Source organism: Enterobacter cloacae complex sp. 372C4, assembly GCF_050030615.1.
In the GTDB taxonomy this organism is placed as follows: Bacteria; Pseudomonadota; Gammaproteobacteria; order Enterobacterales; family Enterobacteriaceae; genus Enterobacter; species Enterobacter intestinihominis.
On sequence record NZ_JBLGUQ010000001.1, the window covers coordinates 1,333,349 to 1,359,492 of the forward strand.

Sequence of the window (26,144 nt, forward strand, 5' to 3'; positions counted from 1 at the left end):
AGTCACGCCGAACCGGAGAAAAACGCTCTGAACATGAAGCAAGGTTTGCAATTACGGCTCAGCCAGCAACTGGCCATGACGCCGCAGCTACAACAGGCAATCCGTCTGTTGCAGCTGTCCACGTTAGAACTCCAGCAGGAGCTCCAGCAGGCGCTGGACAGCAATCCGCTGCTGGAGCAAACCGATCTTCATGACGAGGTAGACGCTCAGCAGACGCAGGACACAGAAACGCTCGACTCCGTAGATGCGCTCGAACAGAAAGAGATGCCGGAGGAACTGCCGCTGGATGCCAGCTGGGATGAAATCTACACCGCGGGTACCCCTTCCGGGACGCGTGCAGATTACCAGGACGATGAACTCCCGGTCTACCAGGGCGAAACTACCCAGTCGCTTCAGGACTACCTGATGTGGCAGGTGGAGCTGACGCCTTTCTCCGATACCGATCGCGCCATTGCCACCTCGATTGTCGATGCCGTTGACGACACGGGCTATTTGACCGTGACGCTGGACGAGATTCTGGAAAGCATCGGCGATGACGAGATTGAACTGGAAGAGATCGAAGCCGTCCTGAAACGCGTTCAGCGTTTCGACCCGATTGGCGTCGCCGCGAAAGATCTGCGCGACTGCCTTCTGATCCAGCTTTCGCAGTTTGCCAAAGAGACACCGTGGATTGACGAAGCCCGGCTCATCATCAGCGAGCATCTGGATTTGCTGGCAAATCACGACTTCCGCACCCTGATGCGCGTCACGCGCCTCAAAGAAGAGGTGCTGAAGGAAGCGGTGAATCTGATCCAGTCACTCGATCCGCGTCCGGGGCAATCTATCCAGACCAGCGAACCGGAATACGTTATTCCTGATGTGCTGGTGAGAAAACACAATGGCCGTTGGGTCGTTGAACTGAACGCCGACAGCATTCCTCGCCTGCAAATCAACCAGCAATACGCCTCCATGTGCACCAGCGCCCGTAACGACGCTGATAATCAATACATTCGCAGCAACCTTCAGGAAGCACGCTGGTTGATTAAGAGTCTGGAAAGCCGTAATGACACGCTGCTGCGCGTCAGCCGCTGTATTGTCGAACAGCAGCAGGCATTCTTTGAGCAGGGCGAAGAGTTTATGAAACCGATGGTGCTGGCGGACATCGCCCAGGCCGTCGAGATGCATGAATCAACCATTTCCCGCGTGACCACGCAGAAGTATCTGCACAGCCCACGCGGTATTTTTGAGCTTAAGTATTTCTTCTCCAGCCACGTGAACACCGAAGGCGGCGGCGAAGCCTCGTCAACAGCTATTCGCGCACTGGTGAAGAAGTTGATCGCCGCGGAGAACCCCGCGAAGCCACTCAGTGACAGTAAGTTAACCACCATGCTGTCCGATCAGGGTATTATGGTGGCACGCCGTACTGTCGCGAAGTATCGAGAGTCTTTATCCATTCCGCCGTCTAACCAGCGTAAACAACTGGTTTGACACAACCGATAAGGAAGACACTATGCCGCTCAATATCACCGGACATAACGTCGAAATTACTGAGGCTTTACGCGATTTTGTAAACGCTAAGTTCGCGAAACTCGAGCAGTATTTCGAGAGGATCAACCAGGTCTATGTTGTGTTGAAAGTGGAGAAAGTGACGCATATCTCGGATGCGACCCTGCACGTCAACGGAGGGGAACTTCATGCCAGTGCGGAAGGGCAAGACATGTACGCGGCTATCGACGGCTTGATTGATAAGCTTGCGAGACAGCTCAATAAACATAAAGATAAACTGAAACAACACTAATTGTCCGGGCAGTTAACGGGTGCAGGACGGCCTGTTGTGAAACACAACAGGCCATTTGTACAGTTAGCGCTTAGGTGAAATTATGATAAACAACGATTCCGCTCTTCAACTGAGCAATGTCCTTAACCAGGATTGTACCCGCAGTGGCGTTCACTGCCAGAGCAAAAAACGTGCGCTGGAAATCATCAGTGAGCTGGCCGCAAAACAGCTGGGTCTGCCGCCGCAGATCGTGTTTGAAGCCATTCTGACCCGTGAAAAAATGGGCAGTACCGGCATCGGCAATGGCATTGCGATCCCGCATGGCAAGCTGGAAGAAGATACGCTGCGTGCCGTGGGGGTGTTTGTGCAACTGGAAACGCCTATCGCTTTTGACGCCATCGATAACCAGCCTGTGGATCTGCTCTTCGCGCTGCTGGTTCCTGCCGATCAGACCAAAACCCACCTGCACACGCTGTCGCTGGTTGCCAAACGTCTGGCGGATAAAACCATTTGTCGTCGACTGCGCTCAGCTCAAAGTGATGAAGAGCTTTATCAAATTATCACTGAAGCAGAAGGCAATCAGGATGAGGCATAATCGGGAAAGGGCCTTCAGAACGGCTTCCCTGAGGAGAAACGGAACATGGTGCTGATGATCGTCAGCGGTCGTTCGGGGTCCGGGAAGTCCGTGGCCCTGCGCGCGCTGGAAGACATGGGATTTTACTGCGTAGATAACCTGCCGGTAGTGCTGTTACCCGATCTGGCGCGGACGCTGGCGGATAGGCAAATCTCTGCCGCCGTCAGTATTGACGTGCGTAACATGCCGGAATCGCCGGAAATCTTCGAGCAGGCAATGAACAGCCTGCCGGAATGCTTCTCGCCTCAGCTCTTGTTCCTGGATGCTGACCGCAACACGCTGATCCGCCGTTACAGCGATACACGTCGTTTGCACCCGCTCTCGAGTAAAAATCTTTCGCTGGAAAGCGCCATCGATAAAGAGAGCGATCTGCTTGAGCCGCTGCGTTCCCGGGCCGACCTGATTGTCGACACCTCAGAAATGTCCGTCCACGAGCTGGCGGAAATGCTGCGTACTCGCTTACTCGGCAAGCGCGAGCGCGAACTGACGATGGTGTTTGAATCCTTCGGCTTTAAGCACGGTATCCCTATCGATGCGGATTACGTTTTTGATGTGCGTTTCCTGCCGAACCCACACTGGGATCCGAAACTGCGTCCGATGACCGGTCTGGATAAGCCGGTGGCGGCGTTCCTCGACCGACACACAGAAGTACACAATTTTATCTACCAGACGCGAAGCTACCTTGAGCTATGGTTACCTATGCTGGAGACAAACAATCGTAGCTATCTGACGGTGGCGATTGGCTGTACCGGCGGTAAACATCGTTCGGTCTACATTGCCGAACAGCTGGCCGATTACTTCCGCTCACGCGGGAAGAACGTTCAGTCCCGTCATCGCACGCTGGAAAAACGTAAAACATGACCGTAAAACAGACCGTCGAAATCACCAATAAGCTGGGCATGCATGCGCGCCCGGCGATGAAGCTGTTTGAACTGATGCAGGGTTTTGATGCTGAGGTGCTGCTGCGCAACGATGAGGGAACCGAGGCAGAAGCCAACAGCGTGATTGCGCTGCTGATGCTGGATTCTGCCAAAGGCCGCCAGATTGAAGTTGAAGCCACCGGCCCACAGGAAGAAGAAGCGCTGGCGGCAGTGATTGCCCTGTTTAACGCCGGGTTTGACGAAGATTAACGTTCGCCACGTCGGCGGGTAGCGCTGCGCTTACACGCTTTACATAAGATTATTTCGCTCCATAAACCCTTCCCCACCCAGCTGACGCATCTGGCGCATAATCCACGCCTGGCGGCTTCGCACGTAGCCTGACGGCGCGCTGGCCTTAAAACGCAGCGGGTTCGGCAGCACGGCGGCAAGCAGTGCCGCTTCGGACATAGTCAGCCTGCTGGCGGGCTTGCCAAAATAGCGCTGCGATGCCGATTCGACGCCAAACACGCCGTCACCAAACTCCGCGATATTCAGGTAGACGGTCAAAATGCGTTTTTTGCTCCACACCGTCTCGACGCCCAGCGTCAGCCCGGCCTCCAGCCCTTTTCTCACCCAGCTGCGACCGTCCCATAAGAACAGATTTTTTACCGTCTGCTGAGAAAGCGTCGACGCACCGCGGACGCGGTTTTCATGACGTTCATTATGATCCAGCGCCTTCTCGATAGCCGCCACGTCAAAACCCCAGTGCTCCGGGAATTTCTGATCTTCTGCCGCAATGACCGCCAGCCCCATCCACGGGGAGATTTCATCCATGCCGACCCAGTCTGAGTGGGCAACATAGCCAAAATCACCCGAGAGCCAGGCGCTAATCTGCCGCTCTGCCATCACGGCCGAGAACGGGACGGGCAGGATGCTGAACAGCGCAATGCCTCCGCCCCAAAAAACGGCCAGGACCAGCACAATACGCAGCAGGATCCGTTTTAACCACCCGCCAGGGGATAATTTACGACTCATTCGGAAAGAACCAGCACTCTGTCCACCAGCTTTTCAATGCCTGCAGCAGCCTCGGCAATGTTCTGCGCCAGCATATACGCCGGTGTGGTGACGATTTTATTGTCCTCATCCACCACAATGTCGTCTACCGGACATGGCACGTGTTCGCCGCCCATATCTTCGACAATTTCAGCAGTATCAATGTCGGTTCCGATCGTGAGCCGCAGCGGGAAATCAAAAATTTTCGGCAGCATGGCTGGCGCAATGCAGATAAAGCCCTGCGGCTTACCTGCCGCATGCATCGCCAGCGATAGCGCTTTCAAATCGGGATCGACATGGCACGCCGCGCCTTGCGTTGCAAACGTGCTCAGGTTTTTCGCCGCGCCAAAGCCGCCCGGCACGATGAGCGCATCTAGCTCAGCCGCATCGGCCTGTACCAGCGGATGAATATCCCCGCGCACAATACGCGCCGCTTCAATCAGCACGTTACGGCTTTCCGCCATTGGCTCGCCGGTAAGATGATTAACCACGTCTGCCTGCGTTTTATCCGGAGCGAAGCAGATAACGTCGGCCCCCTGGCGCGATAATGCCAGCAGCGTTAATACGGTTTCATGTATCTCTGAACCATCGTAAACGCCACATCCGCTCAGCACGACACCCACTTTCTTCATTCTGACGATCCTTCTATGCAACTCGCTGAAGCACATTAAAAATTCTGATTAAAACGCTATGCTTCACACATTTCACTGATTCATGTAACAAACTGTTTAAGATTTGCTATCTTATCTGCGTGCGGCCTTAATTTTCAGGCGGCGTCCATGCGAAAACAACCCATAAAAATCAGGCGCAGCCACGATTTCCCTGGTGTTGGCGCAGTATTCGCGCACCCCGGTATAGCCGGGGTCATTTTTTTCGGGATTCTACCCAGGCTTTCAGCACTGCCACATCGTTTTGCCACTCCTGTTTCATCTCTTCAACCCAATCACCTACGTTATCTTCCCAGGCAGGTAAATCAGGCGACTGAATCTGCTGGCCCAGCTGCTGGAGATGGCGTAACCCGACTGAACCAGCTGCGCCTTTGATTTTATGTCCCTCTTCGACGATGCCCTTCTGGTCACGCGCCGTCAGGTTGGATTCGAGCACGTTCAGATAGCCCGGCATCATTTTTTCAAACACGGCCAGGCCATCGGTGATCAGTTTGGGTCCCACCAGATCGATATACTGCTCCAGCATGGCGGTATCCAGTATCGTTTGGGTTTTAGCGCTATCAACAGACGTCATGGTGCTCTCCTCTTCATCGCAGGTATCCCAGAACTTCTTGATCATCGCCGTCAGGGCAGGTACTGCCAGCGGCTTGCTGAGCACGTCGTCCATACCGGCCTCGAGGTACTCTTTTTTATCTTTCAACACGTTTGCGGTCAACGCAACCAGAGGCGGCAGCTCGTCAGGAGCATATTTGCGCGTCAGCTCGCGGGAGATATCCAGCCCGGTCATGTCCGGTAGCTGAATATCGAGCAGCACCAGGTCGTACTCGCCCGGCGTGAACATCTCCAGCGCGGCTTTGCCGGTCATCGCGACATCCACGCTGTTACCGAGTTTTTCCAGTACCGACCGGGCGACAATGACGTTCAGCTCAATATCTTCAACCAGCAGGACGTGCAGGGCTGGAAGCGGCATATCGTCGTTCTCAAACGTATCTTCCACTTCTTCAGCAACAGCAGGGGCGTGGACGGTAAGCGTAAAGGTGGAGCCTTTACCCGGCTGGCTGGCAACGGTGATATCCCCACCCATACTTTTCGCCAGACGTTTCGACACCGCCAGGCCAATGCCCGTGCCGGTCGCCGGTTTACCGCCGTGGCTGTCTTTAACCTGATAATACATGGCGAAGATCTTATCCTGCTCATCCTGAGGAATGCCGATACCCGAGTCCTCAACTTCAAAGTGCAGCATGTCCCCCTCATCATAGCGAATGCGCACCGCAACCTGTCCCTTCTGGGTAAACTTCACGGCGTTGCTGATGAGATTCCACAGGATCTGACGCAGACGCGTGCCGTCCGTCACCACTTTATGCGGCAGCGGCAGCGTCGGTTCCATCACGAAGCTCAACCCTTTCTGCTGGGCCTGCAAACCTGACAGGTTCTCCAGGTCCGCGAGAAAGCCGGTAAAATCAACCGGCTGGTTGTCGAGCTGAACCTTACGTCGCTCCATCTTATCCATGTCGATAATATCATTGAAGATATTGCCCAGCGTGACCGCCGAGACGTGGATCGTTTTGAGGTATTTTTCCTGCTCGCTGGTCAGGTCGGTATCCAGCAGAATACGGCTCAGCCCCACGATACCGTTTAGCGGCGTACGAAGCTCATGGCTGATGGTGGAGATGAAGGTGGTCTTGTCACGACTGGCGCGCTCCAGCGCATCCTGATATCGCTTACGCTCGGTGATATCACGGCCAAAGCCCATCAGACCATGACGTTTACCCACCCGGTCGTAATAAGGCACTTTGCGGATTTCAAAGCAGGCTTTGCGCCCGTCGGGATAATCCAGCCACTGCTCATAGGTCAACGAGACGTTATGTCGGAAGACCTTTTCATCTGTCTCCATCACTTTTGCCGCCGCCTCTTCGGAATAGACATCCTGAGGTTTCAGGTGTATCAGCTGCTTTTCGCTTTTCCCGGTCAACAATTCCATGGCCCGGTTACAGCCGGAGAACTCTTTATCTTCATTACGGTAGAACACCAGATCCGGCGACGCATCGAGGAACGAGCGCAGGAAAGAGGATTGCTGTTCAAGCTGGATCTGCGTGACCTCACGCTCTTTCATCTCAATTTTCAGCTGCTCCAGCGTGGTCTGACGCTCGGCTTCCGCCTTCTCACGGTCTGAAATTTCCTGATTCAGCTGGGCAATGTTGTCCTTGAGCTGAACGTTGAGTTTAAGATCGCGCTCGCGCATCTCTTCCAGCTTATCCACCAGTTTCGATAAACGCTGTCGGGACTCTTCCAGCTGCTCAACCACCACGGAGAGGAAATAGACCGCCCATGGGGTGATCAGCAGGCCAAAGAAAATAGAGCGGATCACGTCGATGCTCTCGACCTGACCATGCAGAACCATGGTCACGGCCATTTGCACGACGATGGCCAGAACGACCAGCGCCAGCGCCAGCAGCATGGAAAAACGCACCAGCCCGAGCTTCATCATCAGGTCGACGTAGTACTGGGCCAGCATTCGAATTTGCTTCATAGAGGATCCCTTCACGACTTTATCGCTCAATAATACTCAAATTCACGGCGAGGCGTTGAAGGTTGTGAGAAAAAGTGCGGGGTGAAACAGGAGATTAGCCTCGCCCCCGGGCAAGCGGGAGCGAGGAAGAAGGTTTATCAGGAGCGTTTTAGCAGCATCCAGAGGCTGATCAGGAAGAAACTGGCGCTCGGCAACAGCGCGCCGATAATTGGCGGAATGCCATACACCAGCGTCAGCGGACCAAAAATCTGATCGAGGACGTAGAACACGAAACCAAAGCTGATACCTGTTACCACGCGAACCCCCATCGGCACGCTACGTAGCGGTCCAAAGATGAACGACAGCGCCATCAGCATCATCACCGCCACGGACAGCGGCTGGAAGATTTTGCTCCACATGTTGAGCTGGTAACGCCCCGCATCCTGCCCGCTCGATTTCAGATACTTCACGTAGTTATGCAGACCGCTGATGGAGAGCGCATCGGGGTCAAGCGCCACGACGCCGAGCTTGTCCGGCGTCAGGTCGGTTTTCCAGGTACCGCTAACGGTCTGCGAACCGGTGATCTGTTTCGGGTTAGTCAGGTCAGATTCATCAACCTGGGATAACCGCCACAGCTTGTTGTTTGCATCAAATTTAGCAGAGGCGGCATAACGCACTGACTGCAAACGACGATCGTTATTGAAAGCATAGATACTCACGCCACCCAGCTCGTCATCCCCTTTCACGCGTTCGATATAGACGAAGTTCTGGCCATCTTTCGCCCATAATCCCTGCTGCGTGGAGAGCAGAGAACCGCCGTACATCGCCTGAGCACGGTAGTTACGCGCCATCTGTTCGCCCTGCGGCGCGACCCATTCGCCGATCGCCATGGTCAGCAGCACCAGCGGGATCGCGGTTTTCATCACCGACAGCGCAACCTGCATACGGGTAAAGCCCGATGCCTGCATCACCACCAGTTCGCTACGCTGAGCCAGCATCCCCAGGCCCAGCAGCGCACCCAGCAGGGCCGCCATCGGGAAGAAGATCTGTACATCTTTTGGTACGCTGAGCAGGGTGTACATCCCGGCGCCCAACGCGTCGTAACTCCCCTGCCCGGCTTTTTTCAGCTGGTCGACAAATTTGATAATGCCCGAGAGCGACACCAGCATGAACAGGGTCATCATGATGGTGGTAAAAATTGTTTTACCGATATAGCGGTCAAGTACGCCAAACGCCTGCATTAGATGGCTCCTTTACGCGTAAACCGGGCACGAAGACGACGCACAGGCACCGTGTCCCACAAGTTGAGTCCGACTGCCAGCAGCAGATACAAACCATTCACGACCCAGGTCCAGATCATCGGGTCAATTTTACCTTTCCCGCCGTTAGACTTGATTGAGGTTTGCAGCAGGAAGAACACCAGATACAGCAGCATCGCTGGCAGCATCGACAGCACGCGGCCCTGACGCGGGTTCACCACGCTCAGCGGCACTACCATCAGCGCCATCATAAATACGGTGAATACCAGCGTGATACGCCAGTGCAGTTCAGCACGCGCACGATCGGTATCAGTATTCATTAAGGTGCGCATATCCATCTGCTCAGTATCCGTTGGATCGAGCGCGACGGCCTGGTGACCAATGATGGCCTGGTAGTTCTGGAAATCGGTGATACGGAAGTCACGCAGCATAGCCGTGCCTTCGAAACGCGTTCCTTTGTTCAGCGTGACAACCTGAGAGCCGTCTTTACGCTGCGCCAGCTGACCGGAGTCCGCCACTACCACAGAAGGGCGAGCGTTACCTTTCGGGCGCAGTTGAGCAAGAAACACGTCATTGAAGCGGCTGCCATCGACGCTTTCGATAAACAGCACGGAGTTACCGTCGGTCGCCTGCTGGAACTGCCCCTGCGCCAGCGCCGCCAGCCCCGGGTTAACTTTTGCTTCCGCCAGCACCTCATCCTGATGACGGGACGAGGTCGGCCCCGCCCACATGACGTTAACCGCGGCAACAATGCCCGTAAACAGCGCCAGCACCATGGCTGCCTTTACCAGTACGGCCTTACTGAGGCCGCAGGCATGCATCACGGTAATTTCACTTTCGGTATAGAGCTTACCCAGGGTCATCAGCAGACCAAGGAACAGGCTTAACGGCAGGATAAGCTGCGCCATTTCCGGCACGCCAAGCCCGAGCAGGGAAAGCACCAGATTCGTTGGGATTTCGCCATCAACTGCCGCGCCGAGGATCCTGACCAGCTTCTGACAGAAAAAGATCAGAAGGAGGATAAAGAGGATCGCCAGTTGGCTCTTCAGCGTCTCCCGAACCAGATATCTTATGATTATCACTTTAAATACGCCCGTTAAAACTCGTCTTATGCAGGAATTTAGCTTGTTTCATGGCTTAAACGTCATTTATTCTCTTGAGTCGTCGAAATCATCGCTAAGATTAAAAAACCCGGCGGATTCGCGCTTCATGACATTTATTGACGTGTCGAAACCGTAGTAACGTAAGATTAACACGAAGTCACCACAACGGCGGACATGAGTTACGAAAGGTTTCAATTCTATCCGTAGCCGCCGCCGTTGTCTTTAAGATTCAGGAGCGTAGTGCATGGAGTTCAGTGTAAAAAGCGGTAGCCCGGAGAAACAGCGGAGTGCCTGCATCGTTGTGGGCGTCTTTGAACCACGCCGACTCTCCCCGATCGCCGAGCAACTCGATAAAATCAGCGACGGCTATATCAGCGCCCTGCTGCGCCGTGGCGAACTGGAAGGCAAACCAGGGCAGACCCTGTTGCTGCACCACGTTCCAAACGTCCTGTCCGAGCGTATTCTGCTGATTGGCTGCGGTAAAGAACGTGAGCTTGATGAGCGCCAGTACAAGCAGGTTATTCAGAAAACCATTAATACACTGAATGATACTGGTTCGATGGAAGCCGTCTGCTTCCTCACGGAGCTGCACGTTAAGGGCCGCAACACGTACTGGAAAGTACGCCAGGCCGTCGAAACCGCAAAAGAGAGCCTCTACAGCTTTGATCAGTTGAAGACCACCAAAAGCGAGCCGCGTCGCCCGCTGCGTAAAATGGTCTTTAACGTGCCGACCCGTCGCGAGCTGACCAGCGGCGAGCGCGCCATTCAGCACGGTCTGGCGATTGCTGCCGGTATTAAAGCGGCAAAAGATCTTGGCAATATGCCGCCAAACATCTGTAACGCCGCGTACCTGGCGTCACAGGCGCGCCAGCTGGCTGACGCCTACAGCAAGAACGTCATCACCCGCGTTATCGGCGAACAGCAGATGAAAGAGCTGGGGATGCACTCTTATCTGGCGGTCGGTAACGGCTCCCAGAACGAATCCCTGATGTCGGTCATCGAATACAAAGGCAATCCGTCTGAAGACGCGCGTCCGATCGTGCTCGTTGGCAAAGGGCTGACCTTCGACTCCGGCGGTATCTCCATCAAGCCTTCAGAAGGCATGGATGAGATGAAGTACGACATGTGTGGCGCGGCGGCGGTTTACGGCGTCATGCGCATGGTCGCGGAACTTCAGTTGCCCATCAACGTGATCGGCGTGCTGGCGGGCTGCGAAAACATGCCTGGCGGCCGCGCTTATCGCCCGGGTGATGTGCTGACTACCATGTCCGGCCAGACCGTTGAAGTGCTGAACACCGACGCCGAAGGCCGTCTGGTGCTGTGCGACGTGCTGACCTACGTTGAGCGTTTCGAACCTGAAGCGGTTATCGACGTAGCTACCCTGACCGGCGCCTGCGTGATTGCGCTGGGGCATCACATCACCGGCCTGATGTCGAACCACAATCCGCTGGCGCATGAGCTGATCGGCGCGTCCGAACAGGCTGGCGACCGCGCGTGGCGTCTGCCGCTGGGGGACGAGTTCCAGGAACAGCTGGAGTCTAACTTCGCGGACATGGCGAACATTGGTGGTCGTCCTGGCGGCGCAATTACCGCAGGCTGCTTCCTGGCGCGCTTCACCCGCAAGTACAACTGGGCGCACCTGGACATCGCGGGGACCGCATGGCGCTCCGGTAAAGCCAAAGGCGCGACGGGACGTCCGGTGGCCCTGCTGTCGCAGTTCCTGCTCAATCGCGCGGGTTTTAACGGCGACGAGTGATGAAAAACGCCGGGTAGCGGCTTCGCCTTACCCGGCCTACAACGTCACTCAACCGTAGGCCGGGTAAGCGTAGCGCCACCCGGCTTTGCATTTAAATCCACGACAAGAAACCCCATATATGAAGAATGCAACGTTCTACCTTCTGGACAATGACACCCATCAGGATGGCCTCAGCGCCGTTGAACAACTGGTGTGTGAAATTGCCGCAGAACGTTGGCGCGCAGGTAAACGCGTCCTGATTGCCTGTGAAGATGAGCAGCAGGCGATTCGTCTGGATGAAGCGCTATGGGCGCGCCCGCCGGAGAGTTTTGTTCCGCATAACCTGTCGGGCGAAGGTCCACGCGGCGGGGCACCGGTGGAGATTGCCTGGCCGCAAAAACGCAACAGCAGCGCGCGCGACATTCTCATTAGCCTGCGGACAGACTTTGCAGATTTTGCCACCGCTTTCACAGAAGTGGTAGACTTTGTCCCTTACGAAGAATCTTTGAAACAGCTGGCGCGCGAACGCTACAAAGCGTACCGCCTGGCCGGTTTTAACCTGAATACGGCAACCTGGAAATAATGGAAAAGACATATAACCCACGCGATATCGAACAGCCGCTTTACGAGCACTGGGAACAGCAGGGCTATTTCAAGCCTAACGGCGACGAAAGCAAAGAGTCCTTCTGCATCATGATCCCGCCGCCGAACGTCACCGGCAGTTTGCATATGGGGCATGCTTTCCAGCAGACCATCATGGATACCATGATCCGCTACCAGCGTATGCAGGGTAAAAACACCCTGTGGCAGGCGGGGACTGACCACGCGGGTATCGCGACCCAGATGGTGGTTGAGCGTAAAATTGCCGCTGAAGAAGGTAAAACCCGCCACGACTACGGTCGCGACGCGTTTATCGACAAAATCTGGCAGTGGAAAGCGGAATCCGGCGGCACCATTACCCGTCAGATGCGCCGTCTCGGCAACTCCGTGGACTGGGAGCGTGAGCGCTTCACCATGGACGAAGGCCTGTCCAACGCCGTGAAAGAAGTCTTCGTGCGCCTGTACAAAGAAGACCTGATTTACCGTGGCAAACGCCTGGTCAACTGGGACCCGAAACTGCGTACCGCCATCTCTGACCTGGAAGTAGAAAACCGCGAGTCTAAAGGCTCCATGTGGCACATCCGCTACCCGCTGGCCGACGGTGCAAAAACCGCCGACGGTAAAGATTACCTGGTGGTGGCGACCACCCGTCCGGAAACCCTGCTGGGCGATACCGGCGTGGCCGTTAACCCGGAAGATCCGCGCTATAAAGATCTGATCGGCAAATTTGTGGTGCTGCCGCTGGTGAACCGCCGTATTCCGATTGTGGGCGACGAACACGCCGACATGGAAAAAGGCACCGGCTGCGTGAAAATCACCCCGGCACACGACTTTAACGACTATGAAGTCGGTCGTCGCCATCAACTTCCGATGATCAACATTCTGACCTTCGACGGCGATATCCGCGAAAGCGCAGAAGTGTACGACACCAAAGGCAACGAATCCGACGTTTATTCCAGCGACATCCCGGCTGAGTTCCAGAAGCTGGAGCGCTTTGCCGCGCGTAAAGCCGTCGTAGCCGCCGTTGACGCGCTCGGCCTGCTGGAAGAGATTAAACCTCACGATCTGACCGTGCCGTACGGCGACCGTGGCGGCGTAGTTATCGAGCCAATGCTGACCGACCAGTGGTACGTGCGTGCCGACGTGCTGGCGAAACCGGCTGTGGAAGCGGTTGAGAACGGCAGCATTCAGTTCGTGCCGAAGCAGTACGAAAACATGTACTTCTCCTGGATGCGCGATATTCAGGACTGGTGTATCTCCCGTCAGCTGTGGTGGGGTCACCGTATCCCGGCGTGGTACGACAATGAAGGCAACGTCTACGTTGGCCGCACCGAAGAGGAAGTGCGTCAGGAAAACAACCTGGGCGCTGACGTTGCGCTGCGCCAGGACGAAGACGTGCTGGATACCTGGTTCTCTTCCGCGCTGTGGACCTTCTCGACCCTCGGCTGGCCGGAAAACACCGACGCGCTGCGTCAGTTCCACCCAACCAGCGTGATGGTCTCCGGCTTCGACATCATCTTCTTCTGGATCGCCCGCATGATCATGATGACCATGCACTTCATCAAAGACGAAGATGGCAAGCCGCAGGTTCCGTTCCATACCGTTTACATGACCGGCCTGATCCGCGACGACGAAGGCCAGAAGATGTCCAAATCCAAGGGTAACGTTATCGACCCGCTGGACATGGTTGATGGTATCTCTCTGGAAGAGCTGCTGGAAAAACGTACCGGCAACATGATGCAGCCGCAGCTGGCGGAGAAAATCCGCAAGCGTACCGAGAAGCAGTTCCCGAACGGGATCGAATCTCACGGTACCGACGCCCTGCGCTTCACCCTGGCGGCGCTGGCCTCCACCGGTCGTGACATCAACTGGGATATGAAGCGTCTGGAAGGTTACCGTAACTTCTGTAACAAGCTGTGGAATGCCAGCCGCTTCGTGTTGATGAACACCGAAGATCAGGATTGCGGATTTAACGGCGGCGAAATGACCCTGTCTCTGGCAGACCGCTGGATCCTGGCGGAATTTAACCAGACGGTGAAAGCGTTCCGCGACGCGCTGGACAGCTACCGCTTCGACATCGCGGCAGGCATCCTTTACGAATTCACCTGGAACCAGTTCTGTGACTGGTATCTGGAGCTGGCGAAGCCGGTCATGAACGGCGGCACTGAGGCGGAGCTGCGCGGTACGCGTAATACGCTGATTACCGTCCTGGAAGGTCTGCTGCGCCTTGCGCACCCGATCATTCCGTTCATCACCGAAACCATCTGGCAGCGCGTGAAGGTAATTGCCGGTATAAACGCCGATACCATCATGCTCCAGCCGTTCCCGGCATTCGACGCCGCGAAAGTGGATGAAGCCGCGTCTGCGGATACCGAGTGGCTGAAACAGGCGATCGTTGCGGTACGTAACATCCGCGCGGAAATGAACATCGCTCCAGGTAAACCACTGGAGCTGCTGCTGCGCGGTTGCAGCGAAGCTGTCGTTCGTCGCGTCACCGAGAACAACACCTTCCTGAAAACCATGGCGCGTCTGGAAAGCATCACCGTGCTGCCTGCCGATGATAAAGGTCCGGTTTCCGTGACCAAAATTATCGACGGCGCGGAGCTGTTGATCCCGATGGCGGGCCTGATCGACAAAGATGCTGAGCTGGCTCGTCTGGCGAAAGAAGTGGCGAAAGTCGACGTGGAAATCGGCAAAATCGAAAGCAAACTGGCGAACGAAGGCTTTGTGGCCCGCGCGCCGGAAGCGGTCATCGCCAAAGAGCGTGAGCGTCTGGTTGCCTTCGCCGATGCGAAGACCAAACTGATCGAGCAGCAGGCGGTTATCGCAGCCCTGTAATGCTTTTACCCCTTACGCTTCAGGGCGTAAGGGGTATCCTTCCTGAAAACTCCTCGCTTGCACTCCCCTTTCTGCGGTGCTATTAACAGCAGTTGTGTGTCAATTTTTGTCATGAGTAATGCTATGAGCGTGATTACCCCCGTCGCGACGACAATGCGTCGGATCACTGAGCAGGACAACCCGGCTATCGCCGCCGTTATCCGCACGGTATCGGCCGAATATGGCCTGACCGCCGACAAAGGCTACACCGTGGCCGATCCCAATCTGGACGAACTTTTTCAGCTGTACAACCAGCCGGGCCATGCCTATTGGGTCATCGAGCAGGACGGCCAGGTCGTGGGCGGCGGCGGCATTGCCCCCCTGCTCTGCAGCGAGCCGGATATCTGTGAACTCCAGAAAATGTATTTCCTGCCAACGATACGCGGACAAGGCCTGGCGAAAAAGCTGGCGCTGGTCGCCCTGGAACATGCACGCTCACAGGGCTTTAAACGTTGCTACCTTGAAACCACCGCTTTCCTTAAAGAGGCCATTGGCCTGTATGAGCATCTGGGCTTTAAGCATATCGATGCGCCACTGGGCTGCACGGGCCACGTGGACTGCGAAGTCAGAATGCTGAAAAGTCTGTAAGTTTTGTTCCTGCCGTCTTCTGTTAAGCGTCTGTAAACTGAATGCTCTACACTCACAGTTCACACCAAAACAGGGGAAACGCGATGTCGAAGATAAAAAGCTACGCCGCACCGCAGGCGGGTGCAGAACTTGAGCTGTACGAGTACGATGCGGGCGAACTAAAAGCGGAAGACGTCGAAGTACAGGTGGATTACTGCGGGATCTGCCATTCAGACCTCTCGATGATCGACAATGAATGGGGCTTTTCCAGCTATCCGCTGGTTGCCGGGCACGAAGTCATTGGCCGCGTCGTTGCGCTCGGCAGCGCCGCGCAGGACAAAGGGCTGAAAGTGGGCCAGCGCGTGGGTATCGGCTGGACGGCACGCAGCTGCGGCCACTGCGACGCCTGTATTAGCGGTAACCATATCAACTGCCTTGAGGGCGCTACGCCGACCATCCTGAACAAGGGTGGTTTCGCCGATAAACTACGCGCCGACTGGCAATGGGTTATCCCGCTGCCGGACAGCATTGATATTGAATCAGCAGGTCCGCTACTGTGTGGCGGTATCACCGTATTTAAACCGCTGCTGATGCATCACGTAACTGCCACCAGCCGCGTGGGCGTGATCGGTATTGGCGGGCTGGGGCATATTGCCATCAAACTGCTGCACGCGATGGGCTGTGAAGTGACGGCGTTCAGCTCTAACCCGGCGAAAGAGCAGGAAGTGCTGGCGATGGGTGCGGATAAAGTAGTGAACAGTCGCGATCCCGAGGCGCTCACCGCCCTGGCAGGCCAGTTTGACCTGATCATCAACACCGTCAACGTCGATCTCGACTGGCAGCCGTACTTTGAAGCCCTGGCCTACGGCGGTAACTTCCACACCGTGGGTGCGGTGATGAAGCCGCTGCCGGTTCCGGCGTTTACCCTGATCGGCGGCGATCGCAGCGTATCCGGATCTGCTACCGGCACGCCATATGAGTTACGCAAGCTGATGAAGTTTGCCGGACGCACAAAAGTGGCGCCGACCACCGAACTGTATCCGATGTCAAAAATCAACGAAGCAATCCAGCACGTGCGCGACGGCAAAGCCCGCTACCGCGTGGTGTTGAAAGCGGATTTCTGATGTGAGTTTGCCGGGTGGCGGCTTCGCCTGACCCGGCCTACTTTCACTGCCGCGCCAATACGTTAAGTACTTCTGCCACCGCGACCGCTCCCGGATCCATCACCCCATCCAGGTTCTCTTTATTGACATACGACGAGCGTCCCGCGCCGGCTTTCGCCATTTTTGCCGTTGCTTCGGCGCCCTGCTGCGCAGCCTGCGCCGCCGTCCGCAGATCGCCATCCCTTAACGCCTCCAGCGCCGGTTGCAGGGCGTCGATCAGCGTGCGATCCCCGAGATCTGCACCGCCATACTGCTTCATCTGCGCCAGTCCGCTCAACAATGCTTCTGGTAGCGGCTGTCCATCGTGAAGCTTTTGTCCTGCCGCCGTGAAGAAGATCGACATCAGCACCCCGCTCGACCCGCCCATTACCGTAGCCAGCCGCTCCCCCACCAGCAGGAGTAATGTCGGCACGTCGTTAAGGGGCAGGTTGTTCTCCTCAAGTCGCTGCGCAATATCCCGCGCCCCTTGCGCAAAGGTGGAGCCCGTATCGCCATCGCCTACTTTGGCATCCAGCGCGTTGAGGCGGTTTTCCAGCTGGATCAATGTCTTCGTTACCGAAGCGACGGCCTCGCTCACCTGCGGATTGTCCGATGGGGTATATTCCACGCGGTCACGAAGGGCGCTATGGGGGACGGTACGCAGGGGCGCGAACGCGACGGGCTTCTGCCAGCCCAGCGTCTCGACCTCGGCGTGAATCGCCTTCTCGAAGAAATCGTTGAGCTTTAACAGCGTTAGCGAAAACCCTTTCATATCCAGCGCACTCACCAGCGGCGCCGGGCCAATCAGATACGCAATGTTCTCTTTCAGCGCCGAATGCGCCAGCTCTTTGGTGAGCAGAGCCATCTCCAGCGCTGACACGCCGCCGAGGTTGTTGATCAGCACCGCAAAGCGCCCGTCCCCCGCCTGCGCGCGTAACGGCGTCACCAGCGTGTCGATAATGGCTTTGCTGTTTTGCGTATCCACGACGGAAGCTCCCGGCTCGCCGTGAATGCCCAAACCCAGCTCGACATGGCCTTGTTTTATGCGCCCCTCTTCATCATCGCTGCCCGGCAGGTTGCACGTTTGCATCGCCACGCCCAGGCTCCAGAGGTTATCGCAGGCCTGTTGCGCTATATCCCGCACGTCGTTTAGCGATTTCCCCTGCTCTGCCGCATATCCCGCAATCTTATGCACCAGCGCCGTTCCCGCGATACCACGCGGCTGCTTGTTATCCGGCAGGGCAATATCATCCGCGACGATAACCATCTCCACCTTCAGGCCGTAGCGTTTGGCTTTTTCCGCTGCCAGGCCAAAGTTAAGCCGGTCGCCGGTGTAGTTTTTCACAATCAGCAGGCAGCCACGATCGCCCGTCACCGCCACAATGGCATTGAGGACCGCATCCACGCTTGGGGAGGCGAACAAATCGCCACACACCGCTGCGGTAAGCATGCCTTTACCGACGAACCCGGCATGTGCCGGTTCATGGCCGGAGCCGCCACCGGAGATCACCGCCACGCGGCTTTTATCCCAGTCGCCGCGTGCCACCACGCGGATGGCCGGATCGATATCCAGTTTGACGAGATTACCGTGCGGCGCGGAGAGAAGTATGCCTTCAATGGCATCGTTGACAAGCTGTTTGCGGTCGTTAAAAAAGAATCTGGACATAGTTTCCCAAAATTTTGTTTACCGTATGTAAAAGCATAGTCCGCACTGGATAATGCGCCGCAAAGTGAGGAATTTACGCAGACATTTTGCCGTCAGGTTGCCTATACTCCACCCAGGACTACGAGAGGACGTGCATCATGAGTACACCATTGTTAATCGCCAGGACGCTGGAAAAAGAGCTGTTTTTACTGCCCGCGATGGCGAACCGTCATGGCCTGATCACAGGCGCGACCGGGACGGGAAAAACCGTCACCCTGCAGAAGCTGGCTGAGTCGTTGTCCGAGGCTGGCGTGCCGGTTTTTATGGCTGACGTGAAGGGCGATTTAACCGGGGTGGCTCAGGAAGGCACGGCGTCAGAAAAACTGCTCGAGCGCCTGAAAAATATCGGCATCACGGACTGGACGCCGCACGGTAATCCAGTGGTGGTCTGGGATATCTTCGGCGAAAAAGGGCATCCGGTGCGCGCCACCGTCTCCGACCTCGGCCCTTTGCTGCTGGCCCGTCTGCTTAATCTTAACGACGTGCAGTCCGGGGTGCTGAACATTATCTTCCGTATCGCCGACGATCAGGGCTTACTGCTGCTCGACTTCAAAGATCTGCGCGCCATCACCCAGTACATTGGCGATAACGCCAAATCCTTCCAGAACCAGTACGGCAATATCAGCAGCGCCTCGGTGGGCGCCATTCAGCGCGGGCTCCTGACGCTGGAGCAACAGGGCGCCGAGCATTTCTTCGGCGAGCCAATGCTGGATATCAAAGACTGGATGCGCACCGACAGCAGCGGCAAAGGCATCATCAACATTCTGAGTGCAGAGAAGCTCTACCAGATGCCGAAGCTCTACGCCGCCAGCCTGCTGTGGATGCTCTCTGAACTCTACGAACAACTGCCGGAAGCAGGCGATCTGGAAAAACCCAAACTGGTGTTCTTCTTTGACGAAGCGCACCTGTTGTTTAACGACGCGCCGCAGGTGCTGCTGGATAAAATTGAACAGGTTATCCGCCTGATCCGCTCCAAAGGCGTCGGGGTCTGGTTTGTGTCGCAAAACCCGTCGGATATTCCGGACAACGTACTGGGGCAACTGGGTAACCGCGTGCAGCACGCCCTGCGCGCCTTTACGCCAAAAGATCAGAAAGCGGTGAAAGCCGCGGCGCAAACCATGCGTGCCAATCCGGCCTTTGATACCGAAAACGCCATTCAGGCGCTGGGCACCGGTGAAGCGCTGATTTCGTTCCTCGATGCAAAAGGCAGCCCGACAGTTGTCGAGCGCGCGATGGTGATTGCGCCCTGCTCGCGCATGGGGCCAGTAACGGACGATGAACGCAACGGCCTGATCAACCACTCCCCGGTGTACGGGAAGTATGAAGACGAGGTGGATCGAGAATCCGCGTTCGAGATGCTGCAAAAAGGGGTGCAGGCGACTGCCGAATCGCAGAATGCGCCTGCCGCCAAAGGGCAATCTGTAGCCGTGGACGACGGCATTCTCGGCGGGCTGAAAGATATTCTGTTCGGCAGCACCGGGCCGCGCGGCGGCAAACGCGATGGCGTGGTGCAGACCATGGCAAAAAGCGCGACGCGTCAGATTACCAACCAGATAGTGCGCGGCATGCTGGGAAGTCTGTTAGGCGGCCGTCGCCGGTAGCGGTGGAACCCACGGGCGGCCAAGCGCCGACCCCTGTACGCCGTTCTCCTGTAGATAGCGGTCGATTTCCAGCATCCCCGTCCAGCGGTTCTCACACCAGAGCGGTGCCAGAAGCGTTGGGCGGCGGGCGCTTGCCGAGATGCGGTGGTAAACAATCTCCGGCGGCGTGTGGCGAATCATCTCCCCCGCCGTCACCGTATAGTCGTCGAGTTCGATACCACTTAACCGCCCCGCTTCCCAGGCTTTCGCCATAATGCTTCCCGTAACAATATGCAGCGGGTGCAGCTTAATGCCGTCCACGCCGGTCTCGACGACTTTTTCCAGCGTTTCAAGACCATGCTGCTGCCCTTCTCCCGGCAAGCCGACAATCAGATGCGAGCAGACTTTTAATCCACGCTCGCGGGCGAGACGCGTGGTGCGCTGGTAGCAGGCAAAATCATGACCGCGATTGATACGGTGCAGGGTTTTGTCGTGCGCGGTCTGCAAGCCCAGCTCCAGCCAGATCTCGTAGCCCTTCTCTTTGTACTCGCTAAGTAAATCCAGCACGGCGTCCGGCACGCAGTCCGGACGCGTCCCCACGCACAGCCCGACAATGTTCGCTTGAGCAACCGCCTGTTGATACATAGCGCGCAGCACCTGCACCTCCGCCCACGTGCTGGTGTAGGCCTGGAAATAGGCCAGATATTGCTTCGCGCGGTTCACCAGACTCGCCTGATGGGCGAGCTGTTCAGCGATAGATTTATGCTGTTGAGCTTCATCAGCAAACGAGGCCACGTTACAGAAGGTGCAGCCACCACGCCCGATGGTGCCATCGCGGTTCGGACAGCTAAAGCCGCCGTGCAGCGTCAGTTTGTGAACCTTTTGTCCGTAGCGCTGCAAAAGATCCCCACCAAACATATTGACTAATTTCTGTAACTGCATAATCTGATAGACCGTCCCGAAGAAAGGGGACAAGCCTGCCATTTTTAGCCTCTGTCGGCGATGACCTGGATCAATCGCCCTGGACGGCCTTTATCTATTTGAATAAATAATCACGATTACCGAGATTTCATTCACCCTGAACGTAATTACTTTTCCTTATGTTCTGATGGTTTTTTTTATTTATAGCGCCAGGTCTGAAAAACAGTGATTTTATGCGGGTTTGAATGCCACCCCAGATTATTATTCTGCTATAAATCTGCATTTCAGCACGCTGCATTGATAATACCGCTTTCATATAGTGAGTCAGATCACACTCCCCTGCACCTTCCCGGCGCTTTAAGTGGTTGTAAAAATAGTGAAATCATCAATAAAAACAACAATATGACCACTCTTTAGCACATTTTTGTATAAATAAGATTGCCATTTGACCTGTGTACCAATTCCCGATAAGTTGGAAATCCGCTGGAAGCTTTCTGGATGAGCGGCCTGCTCATCATATTTATGCAGTAATTGAGATTCCCTCTGAAGCAAGTCCTCAAACTTGTTTACCTGCGCGAAAGGATGAAAAAGAGGGCGAATGCGAGGTCCGCGTATGAAACGCTAACCCCGTCGCCATGCTCTTTCTGCGCCTGTGCGCCACGGTAAAGTTCAGTGGGAAGCCCGACGAGCCTGGGGAGGTTCACTGATATGTTGTACGATAAATCCCTTGAGAAGGATAACTGTGGTTTCGGCCTGATCGCCCACATAGAAGGCGAACCTAGCCACAAGGTAGTGCGTACTGCTATTCACGCACTGGCCCGTATGCAGCACCGTGGCGCCATCCTTGCCGATGGTAAAACCGGCGACGGTTGCGGTCTGCTGCTGCAAAAACCGGATCGTTTCTTCCGCATCGTGGCGGAAGAGCGCGGCTGGCGTTTAGCCAAAAACTACGCTGTCGGTATGCTGTTCCTGAATCAGGATCCTGAAAAAGCTGCCGCGTCACGCCGCATCGTTGAAGAAGAACTTCAGCGTGAAACCCTGTCGATTGTCGGCTGGCGCGATGTGCCAACCAACGAAGGGGTGCTCGGTGAAATCGCCCTCTCCTCGCTGCCTCGTATTGAACAGATTTTCGTCAACGCGCCTGCGGGCTGGCGTCCGCGTGATATGGAACGCCGTCTGTTTATTGCCCGCCGCCGCATTGAAAAACGTCTTCAGGACGATAAAGAGTTCTACGTCTGTAGCCTCTCTAACCTGGTGAACATCTATAAAGGTCTGTGTATGCCGGCTGACCTGCCGCGCTTCTACCTGGACCTGGCGGATCTGCGTCTGGAATCGGCCATTTGCCTGTTCCACCAGCGCTTCTCCACCAATACCGTTCCACGCTGGCCGCTGGCTCAGCCGTTCCGCTACCTGGCGCACAACGGTGAGATCAACACCATCACCGGTAACCGCCAGTGGGCCCGCGCCCGTACCTATAAGTTCCAGACCCCGCTGATCCCGGACCTACACGATGCCGCGCCGTTCGTGAACGAAACCGGCTCGGACTCCAGCTCAATGGATAACATGCTGGAACTGCTGCTGGCGGGCGGGATGGATATCGTGCGCGCCATGCGTCTGCTTGTACCGCCGGCCTGGCAGAACAACCCGGATATGGACCCTGAGCTGCGCGCGTTCTTTGACTTTAACTCCATGCACATGGAGCCGTGGGATGGCCCGGCAGGCATCGTTATGTCCGACGGACGTTTTGCCGCCTGTAACCTGGACCGTAACGGTCTGCGTCCGGCGCGCTATGTCATTACCAAAGACAAGCTCATCACCTGTGCCTCTGAAGTGGGTATCTGGGATTACCAGCCAGACGAAGTGGTCGAGAAAGGCCGCGTCGGACCGGGCGAGCTGATGGTGATTGACACCCGCGGTGGGCGTATTCTGCACTCTGCTGAAACCGACAACGATCTGAAGAGCCGCCATCCGTACAAAGAGTGGATGGAGAAAAACGTGCGTCGTCTGGTGCCGTTTGAAGATCTGTCAGACGAAGAAGTGGGTAGCCGCGAGCTGGACGATGACACCCTCGCGAGCTTCCAGAAGCAGTTTAACTACAGCGCGGAAGAGCTGGACTCGGTTATTCGCGTGCTCGGCGAAAACGGCCAGGAAGCGGTCGGCTCAATGGGTGACGATACCCCGTTTGCTGTGCTCTCCAGCCAGCCACGCATTATTTACGACTATTTCCGTCAGCAGTTTGCGCAAGTCACCAACCCGCCAATCGATCCGCTGCGCGAAGCCCACGTCATGTCGCTGGCCACCAGCATCGGCCGTGAGATGAACGTATTCTGTGAAGCCGAAGGTCAGGCGCACCGTCTGACCTTTAAATCACCGATCCTGCTGTACTCCGATTTCAAACAGCTCACCACCATGACCGAGGAGCACTATCGCGCCGACACGCTCGATATCACCTTCGACGTGACCGAAACGAGCCTCGAAGAGACGGTGAACGCGCTGTGCGACAAAGCCGAGCAGATGGTGCGTAACGGCACCGTTCTGCTGGTGCTGTCTGACCGCAACATCGCGAAAAACCGTCTGCCGGTGCCTGCACCCATGGCGGTGGGGGCTATCCAGACGCGTCTGGTGGACAAGAGCCTGCGCTGCGATGCCAACATCATCGTTGAAACTGCGAGCGCGCGCGACCCGCACCACTTTGCGGTGCTGTTAGGCTTTGGCGCCACGGCGATCTACCCGTATCTGGCCTACGAAACACTGGCCCGCCTGGTGGATACCCGCGCGATCGATAAAGACTACCGTGCTGTGATGCTGAACTACCGTAACGGCATCAACAAAGGTCTGTACAAGATCATGTCCAAAATGGGCATCTCGACCATCGCCTCTTACCGCTGCTCGAAGCTGTTTGAAGCGGTCGGTCTGCATGACGACGTTGCCAACCTCTGCTTCCAGGGCGTGATCAGCCGTATCGGTGGCGCAGGCTTTGCTGACTTCCAGCAGGATCTGGTGAACCTGTCGAAACGCGCCTGGCTGGCACGTAAGCCGCTGGAACAGGGCGGTCTGCTGAAATACGTTCACGGGGGTGAGTATCACGCTTATAACCCGGACGTGGTGCGCACACTGCAACAGGCGGTGCAAAGCGGCGAGTACAGCGATTATCAGCAGTATGCTGAGCTGGTGAACAACCGTCCGGCGGCGACGCTGCGCGATCTCATTGCCCTCAATCCGGGTGAGGAAGCGGTCAGCATTGACGAGGTTGAACCCGCATCTGAGCTGTTCAAACGTTTCGATACCGCGGCGATGTCCATCGGCGCGCTGAGCCCGGAAGCCCACGAAGCGCTGGCGGAAGCCATGAACAGCATCGGCGGCAACTCCAACTCCGGCGAAGGCGGTGAAGATCCTGCCCGTTACGGCACCAATAAAGTGTCCCGTATCAAGCAGGTGGCGTCCGGCCGTTTCGGCGTAACGCCTGCGTACCTGGTTAACGCCGACGTGATCCAGATTAAGGTCGCGCAGGGGGCAAAACCGGGTGAAGGCGGTCAGCTGCCGGGTGATAAAGTCACCCCGTACATCGCTAAGCTTCGCTACTCGGTGCCGGGCGTGACGCTGATCTCCCCGCCGCCGCACCACGATATTTACTCTATCGAGGATCTGGCGCAGCTGATTTTCGACCTGAAACAGGTCAACCCGAAAGCGATGATCTCCGTGAAGCTGGTTTCCGAGCCGGGCGTTGGCACCATCGCCACCGGCGTGGCGAAAGCCTATGCGGATCTGATCACCATCGCCGGCTACGACGGCGGCACCGGCGCAAGCCCGCTCTCCTCCGTAAAATACGCGGGTTGTCCGTGGGAGCTTGGTCTGGTGGAAACCCAGCAGGCGCTGGTCGCCAACGGCCTGCGTCACAAAATCCGCTTACAGGTGGACGGCGGGCTGAAAACCGGCCTCGACATCATCAAAGCGGCGATTCTGGGTGCGGAAAGCTTCGGCTTCGGTACCGGCCCGATGGTTGCGCTCGGCTGTAAATACCTGCGTATTTGCCACCTGAACAACTGCGCAACGGGCGTTGCTACGCAGGATGAAAAGCTGCGTAAGAATCACTATCACGGCCTCCCGTTCAAAGTGACTAACTACTTTGACTTCATCGCCCGTGAAACCCGCGAGCTGATGGCGCAGCTGGGCGTGAAGCGTCTGGTGGATCTGATTGGCCGTACCGACCTGCTGAAAGAGCTTGAGGGCTTCACGGCCAAGCAGCAGAAGCTGGAGCTGTCTAAGCTGCTGGAAACCGCTCAGCCGCATCCTGGCAAAGCGGTTTACTGCACCGAGAACAACCCGCCGTTCGACAACGGCGTGCTGAACGCGCAGCTGCTGCAACAGGCGAAGCCGTACGTGGATGAGAAGCAGAGCAAAACGTTCTGGTTTGATATCCGCAACACCGATCGTTCCGTGGGTGCGTCCCTCTCCGGTTACATCGCGCAAACGCACGGTGACCAGGGCCTGGCGTCGGATCCGATTACCGCGCACTTCAGCGGTACCGCGGGTCAGAGCTTCGGTGTGTGGAACGCGGGCGGCGTTGAGTTATACCTGACCGGTGATGCCAACGACTACGTCGGAAAAGGCATGGCGGGCGGTCTGCTGGCGGTGCGTCCTCCGGTTGGTTCAGCCTTCCGCAGCCATGAAGCAAGCATCATCGGCAATACCTGTCTGTACGGTGCAACCGGCGGTCGTCTGTTTGCCGCGGGCCGTGCGGGCGAGCGTTTTGCGGTGCGTAACTCCGGTGCCATCACCGTGGTGGAAGGCATCGGCGATAACGGCTGTGAATACATGACGGGCGGAATTGTGTGCGTCCTGGGTAAAACCGGCGTGAACTTTGGCGCGGGCATGACGGGCGGTTTTGCCTACGTCCTGGATGAAGACGGTGAGTTCCGCAAACGCGTGAACCCGGAACTGGTGGAAGTGCTGGACGTTGATACGCTGGCCATCCACGAAGAACACCTGCGCGGCTTAATTACCGAACACGTGCAGCATACCGGTTCTTCGCGCGGCGAAGAGATCCTGGCCAACTGGCCGGCGTTCTCTGCGAAATTCGCGCTGGTTAAGCCGAAGTCCAGCGATGTTAAAGCCCTGTTGGGTCACCGTAGTCGTAGCGCAGCAGAGCTGCGCGTGCAGGCGCAGTAAGGAATT

Annotated in this window: 19 protein-coding genes; 12 read left to right on the forward strand and 7 right to left on the reverse strand. The window is 56.5% G+C overall.

What is annotated here, in order from left to right; genetic code table 11:
• Window positions 1–33: 33 nt before the first annotated feature.
• From rpoN to npr, 5 genes are all read left to right on the forward strand, one after another.
• Entirely contained in the window at window positions 34–1,467 is a 1,434-nt protein-coding gene (rpoN, locus tag ACQG11_RS06400) for an RNA polymerase factor sigma-54 (protein WP_022649530.1), read from the forward strand.
• A gap of 22 nt (window positions 1,468–1,489) precedes the next feature.
• Window positions 1,490–1,777 (forward strand): ribosome hibernation promoting factor, encoded by a 288-nt coding sequence (gene hpf, locus ACQG11_RS06405; protein ID WP_426728262.1) that lies wholly within the window; start codon window positions 1,490–1,492, stop codon window positions 1,775–1,777.
• Window positions 1,778–1,859: 82 nt separating this feature from the next.
• Window positions 1,860–2,351 carry a PTS IIA-like nitrogen regulatory protein PtsN gene (gene ptsN, locus ACQG11_RS06410; protein WP_003861869.1) on the forward strand — a complete coding sequence of 164 codons (492 nt, stop codon included), beginning with the start codon at window positions 1,860–1,862 and terminating at the stop codon, window positions 2,349–2,351.
• Window positions 2,352–2,396: 45 nt separating this feature from the next.
• Entirely contained in the window at window positions 2,397–3,251 is an 855-nt protein-coding gene (rapZ, locus tag ACQG11_RS06415; protein WP_003861870.1) for an RNase adapter RapZ, read from the forward strand.
• A complete protein-coding gene (gene npr / locus ACQG11_RS06420) occupies window positions 3,248–3,520 on the forward strand; it encodes a PTS phosphocarrier protein NPr (protein WP_003861872.1) in 273 nt (90 codons plus the stop codon). The genes rapZ and npr overlap by 4 nt, the downstream gene beginning before the upstream one ends.
• A gap of 39 nt (window positions 3,521–3,559) precedes the next feature.
• Here the strand turns inward: npr and mtgA are convergent, their stop codons facing one another.
• The 5 genes from mtgA to lptF all read right to left on the reverse strand — a co-directional run bounded on the left by mtgA (window position 3,560) and on the right by lptF (window position 9,821).
• Window positions 3,560–4,285 carry a monofunctional biosynthetic peptidoglycan transglycosylase gene (gene mtgA / locus ACQG11_RS06425; protein ID WP_022649531.1) on the reverse strand — a complete coding sequence of 242 codons (726 nt, stop codon included), beginning with the start codon at window positions 4,283–4,285 and terminating at the stop codon, window positions 3,560–3,562.
• The gene (elbB, locus tag ACQG11_RS06430) at window positions 4,282–4,935 is read right to left on the reverse strand and encodes an isoprenoid biosynthesis glyoxalase ElbB (protein WP_063163489.1); all 654 of its coding nucleotides are present in this window, start codon (window positions 4,933–4,935) and stop codon (window positions 4,282–4,284) included. Before elbB ends, mtgA begins: the two co-directional genes overlap by 4 nt.
• 232 nt (window positions 4,936–5,167) lie before the next feature.
• Window positions 5,168–7,501, reverse strand: coding sequence for an aerobic respiration two-component sensor histidine kinase ArcB (arcB, locus tag ACQG11_RS06435; protein WP_032626426.1), 2,334 nt, complete (start codon window positions 7,499–7,501; stop codon window positions 5,168–5,170).
• 137 nt (window positions 7,502–7,638) lie between these two features.
• The gene (gene lptG / locus ACQG11_RS06440) at window positions 7,639–8,721 is read right to left on the reverse strand and encodes an LPS export ABC transporter permease LptG (protein ID WP_022649534.1); all 1,083 of its coding nucleotides are present in this window, start codon (window positions 8,719–8,721) and stop codon (window positions 7,639–7,641) included.
• Entirely contained in the window at window positions 8,721–9,821 is a 1,101-nt protein-coding gene (gene lptF, locus ACQG11_RS06445) for an LPS export ABC transporter permease LptF (RefSeq protein ID WP_032676537.1), read from the reverse strand. The genes lptG and lptF overlap by 1 nt, the downstream gene beginning before the upstream one ends.
• 265 nt (window positions 9,822–10,086) lie before the next feature.
• Here lptF and pepA point away from each other — a divergent pair, with 265 nt between their 5' ends.
• The 5 genes from pepA (at window position 10,087) to ahr (ending at window position 16,745) form a co-directional block, all read left to right on the forward strand.
• Window positions 10,087–11,598, forward strand: coding sequence for a leucyl aminopeptidase (gene pepA, locus ACQG11_RS06450; RefSeq protein WP_003861882.1), 1,512 nt, complete (start codon window positions 10,087–10,089; stop codon window positions 11,596–11,598).
• Between the two features lie 118 nt (window positions 11,599–11,716).
• The gene (gene holC, locus ACQG11_RS06455) at window positions 11,717–12,160 is read left to right on the forward strand and encodes a DNA polymerase III subunit chi (protein ID WP_003861884.1); all 444 of its coding nucleotides are present in this window, start codon (window positions 11,717–11,719) and stop codon (window positions 12,158–12,160) included.
• Window positions 12,160–15,015 (forward strand): valine--tRNA ligase, encoded by a 2,856-nt coding sequence (locus tag ACQG11_RS06460; protein ID WP_063149058.1) that lies wholly within the window; start codon window positions 12,160–12,162, stop codon window positions 15,013–15,015. The genes holC and ACQG11_RS06460 overlap by 1 nt, the downstream gene beginning before the upstream one ends.
• Before the next feature lie 123 nt (window positions 15,016–15,138).
• Window positions 15,139–15,642, forward strand: coding sequence for a GNAT family N-acetyltransferase (locus ACQG11_RS06465; RefSeq protein ID WP_032626432.1), 504 nt, complete (start codon window positions 15,139–15,141; stop codon window positions 15,640–15,642).
• An 83-nt stretch (window positions 15,643–15,725) separates the two neighbouring features.
• Window positions 15,726–16,745, forward strand: a complete 1,020-nt coding sequence (gene ahr / locus ACQG11_RS06470) for an NADPH-dependent aldehyde reductase Ahr (RefSeq protein WP_426728263.1) — start codon at window positions 15,726–15,728, stop codon at window positions 16,743–16,745.
• Between the two features lie 43 nt (window positions 16,746–16,788).
• On the opposite strand, the gene ACQG11_RS06475 is transcribed toward ahr, so the two are convergent.
• The gene (locus ACQG11_RS06475) at window positions 16,789–18,429 is read right to left on the reverse strand and encodes a dihydroxyacetone kinase subunit DhaK (RefSeq protein ID WP_045308041.1); all 1,641 of its coding nucleotides are present in this window, start codon (window positions 18,427–18,429) and stop codon (window positions 16,789–16,791) included.
• Window positions 18,430–18,566: 137 nt separating this feature from the next.
• On the opposite strand from ACQG11_RS06475, the gene ACQG11_RS06480 reads away from it, so the two are divergent.
• Window positions 18,567–20,069 (forward strand): helicase HerA-like C-terminal domain-containing protein, encoded by a 1,503-nt coding sequence (locus ACQG11_RS06480; RefSeq protein WP_126490384.1) that lies wholly within the window; start codon window positions 18,567–18,569, stop codon window positions 20,067–20,069.
• Here the strand turns inward: ACQG11_RS06480 and ACQG11_RS06485 are convergent.
• Window positions 20,049–20,990: a TIGR01212 family radical SAM protein gene (locus tag ACQG11_RS06485; RefSeq protein ID WP_096147825.1), complete on the reverse strand. Its 942-nt coding sequence runs from the start codon at window positions 20,988–20,990 to the stop codon at window positions 20,049–20,051. The genes ACQG11_RS06480 and ACQG11_RS06485 overlap by 21 nt on opposite strands.
• A 687-nt stretch (window positions 20,991–21,677) precedes the next feature.
• Between ACQG11_RS06485 and gltB the strand changes: the two genes are divergently transcribed.
• Window positions 21,678–26,138: a glutamate synthase large subunit gene (gene gltB / locus ACQG11_RS06490; protein WP_022649542.1), complete on the forward strand. Its 4,461-nt coding sequence runs from the start codon at window positions 21,678–21,680 to the stop codon at window positions 26,136–26,138.
• Window positions 26,139–26,144: the final 6 nt, after the last annotated feature.

What these genes read in the sequence shown, in the direction of transcription:
- rpoN (WP_022649530.1), top strand. Translation starts at nt 34, where the DNA reads ATGAAGCAAGGTTTGCAATTACGGCTCAGCCAGCAACTGGCCATGACG.
- hpf (WP_426728262.1), top strand. Translation starts at nt 1,490, where the DNA reads ATGCCGCTCAATATCACCGGACATAACGTCGAAATTACTGAGGCTTTA.
- ptsN (WP_003861869.1), top strand. Translation starts at nt 1,860, where the DNA reads ATGATAAACAACGATTCCGCTCTTCAACTGAGCAATGTCCTTAACCAG.
- rapZ (WP_003861870.1), top strand. Translation starts at nt 2,397, where the DNA reads ATGGTGCTGATGATCGTCAGCGGTCGTTCGGGGTCCGGGAAGTCCGTG.
- npr (WP_003861872.1), top strand. Translation starts at nt 3,248, where the DNA reads ATGACCGTAAAACAGACCGTCGAAATCACCAATAAGCTGGGCATGCAT.
- mtgA (WP_022649531.1), bottom strand. Translation starts at nt 4,285, where the DNA reads ATGAGTCGTAAATTATCCCCTGGCGGGTGGTTAAAACGGATCCTGCTG.
- elbB (WP_063163489.1), bottom strand. Translation starts at nt 4,935, where the DNA reads ATGAAGAAAGTGGGTGTCGTGCTGAGCGGATGTGGCGTTTACGATGGT.
- arcB (WP_032626426.1), bottom strand. Translation starts at nt 7,501, where the DNA reads ATGAAGCAAATTCGAATGCTGGCCCAGTACTACGTCGACCTGATGATG.
- lptG (WP_022649534.1), bottom strand. Translation starts at nt 8,721, where the DNA reads ATGCAGGCGTTTGGCGTACTTGACCGCTATATCGGTAAAACAATTTTT.
- pepA (WP_003861882.1), top strand. Translation starts at nt 10,087, where the DNA reads ATGGAGTTCAGTGTAAAAAGCGGTAGCCCGGAGAAACAGCGGAGTGCC.
- holC (WP_003861884.1), top strand. Translation starts at nt 11,717, where the DNA reads ATGAAGAATGCAACGTTCTACCTTCTGGACAATGACACCCATCAGGAT.
- ACQG11_RS06460 (WP_063149058.1), top strand. Translation starts at nt 12,160, where the DNA reads ATGGAAAAGACATATAACCCACGCGATATCGAACAGCCGCTTTACGAG.
- ACQG11_RS06465 (WP_032626432.1), top strand. Translation starts at nt 15,139, where the DNA reads ATGAGCGTGATTACCCCCGTCGCGACGACAATGCGTCGGATCACTGAG.
- ahr (WP_426728263.1), top strand. Translation starts at nt 15,726, where the DNA reads ATGTCGAAGATAAAAAGCTACGCCGCACCGCAGGCGGGTGCAGAACTT.
- ACQG11_RS06475 (WP_045308041.1), bottom strand. Translation starts at nt 18,429, where the DNA reads ATGTCCAGATTCTTTTTTAACGACCGCAAACAGCTTGTCAACGATGCC.
- ACQG11_RS06480 (WP_126490384.1), top strand. Translation starts at nt 18,567, where the DNA reads ATGAGTACACCATTGTTAATCGCCAGGACGCTGGAAAAAGAGCTGTTT.
- ACQG11_RS06485 (WP_096147825.1), bottom strand. Translation starts at nt 20,990, where the DNA reads ATGCAGTTACAGAAATTAGTCAATATGTTTGGTGGGGATCTTTTGCAG.
- gltB (WP_022649542.1), top strand. Translation starts at nt 21,678, where the DNA reads ATGTTGTACGATAAATCCCTTGAGAAGGATAACTGTGGTTTCGGCCTG.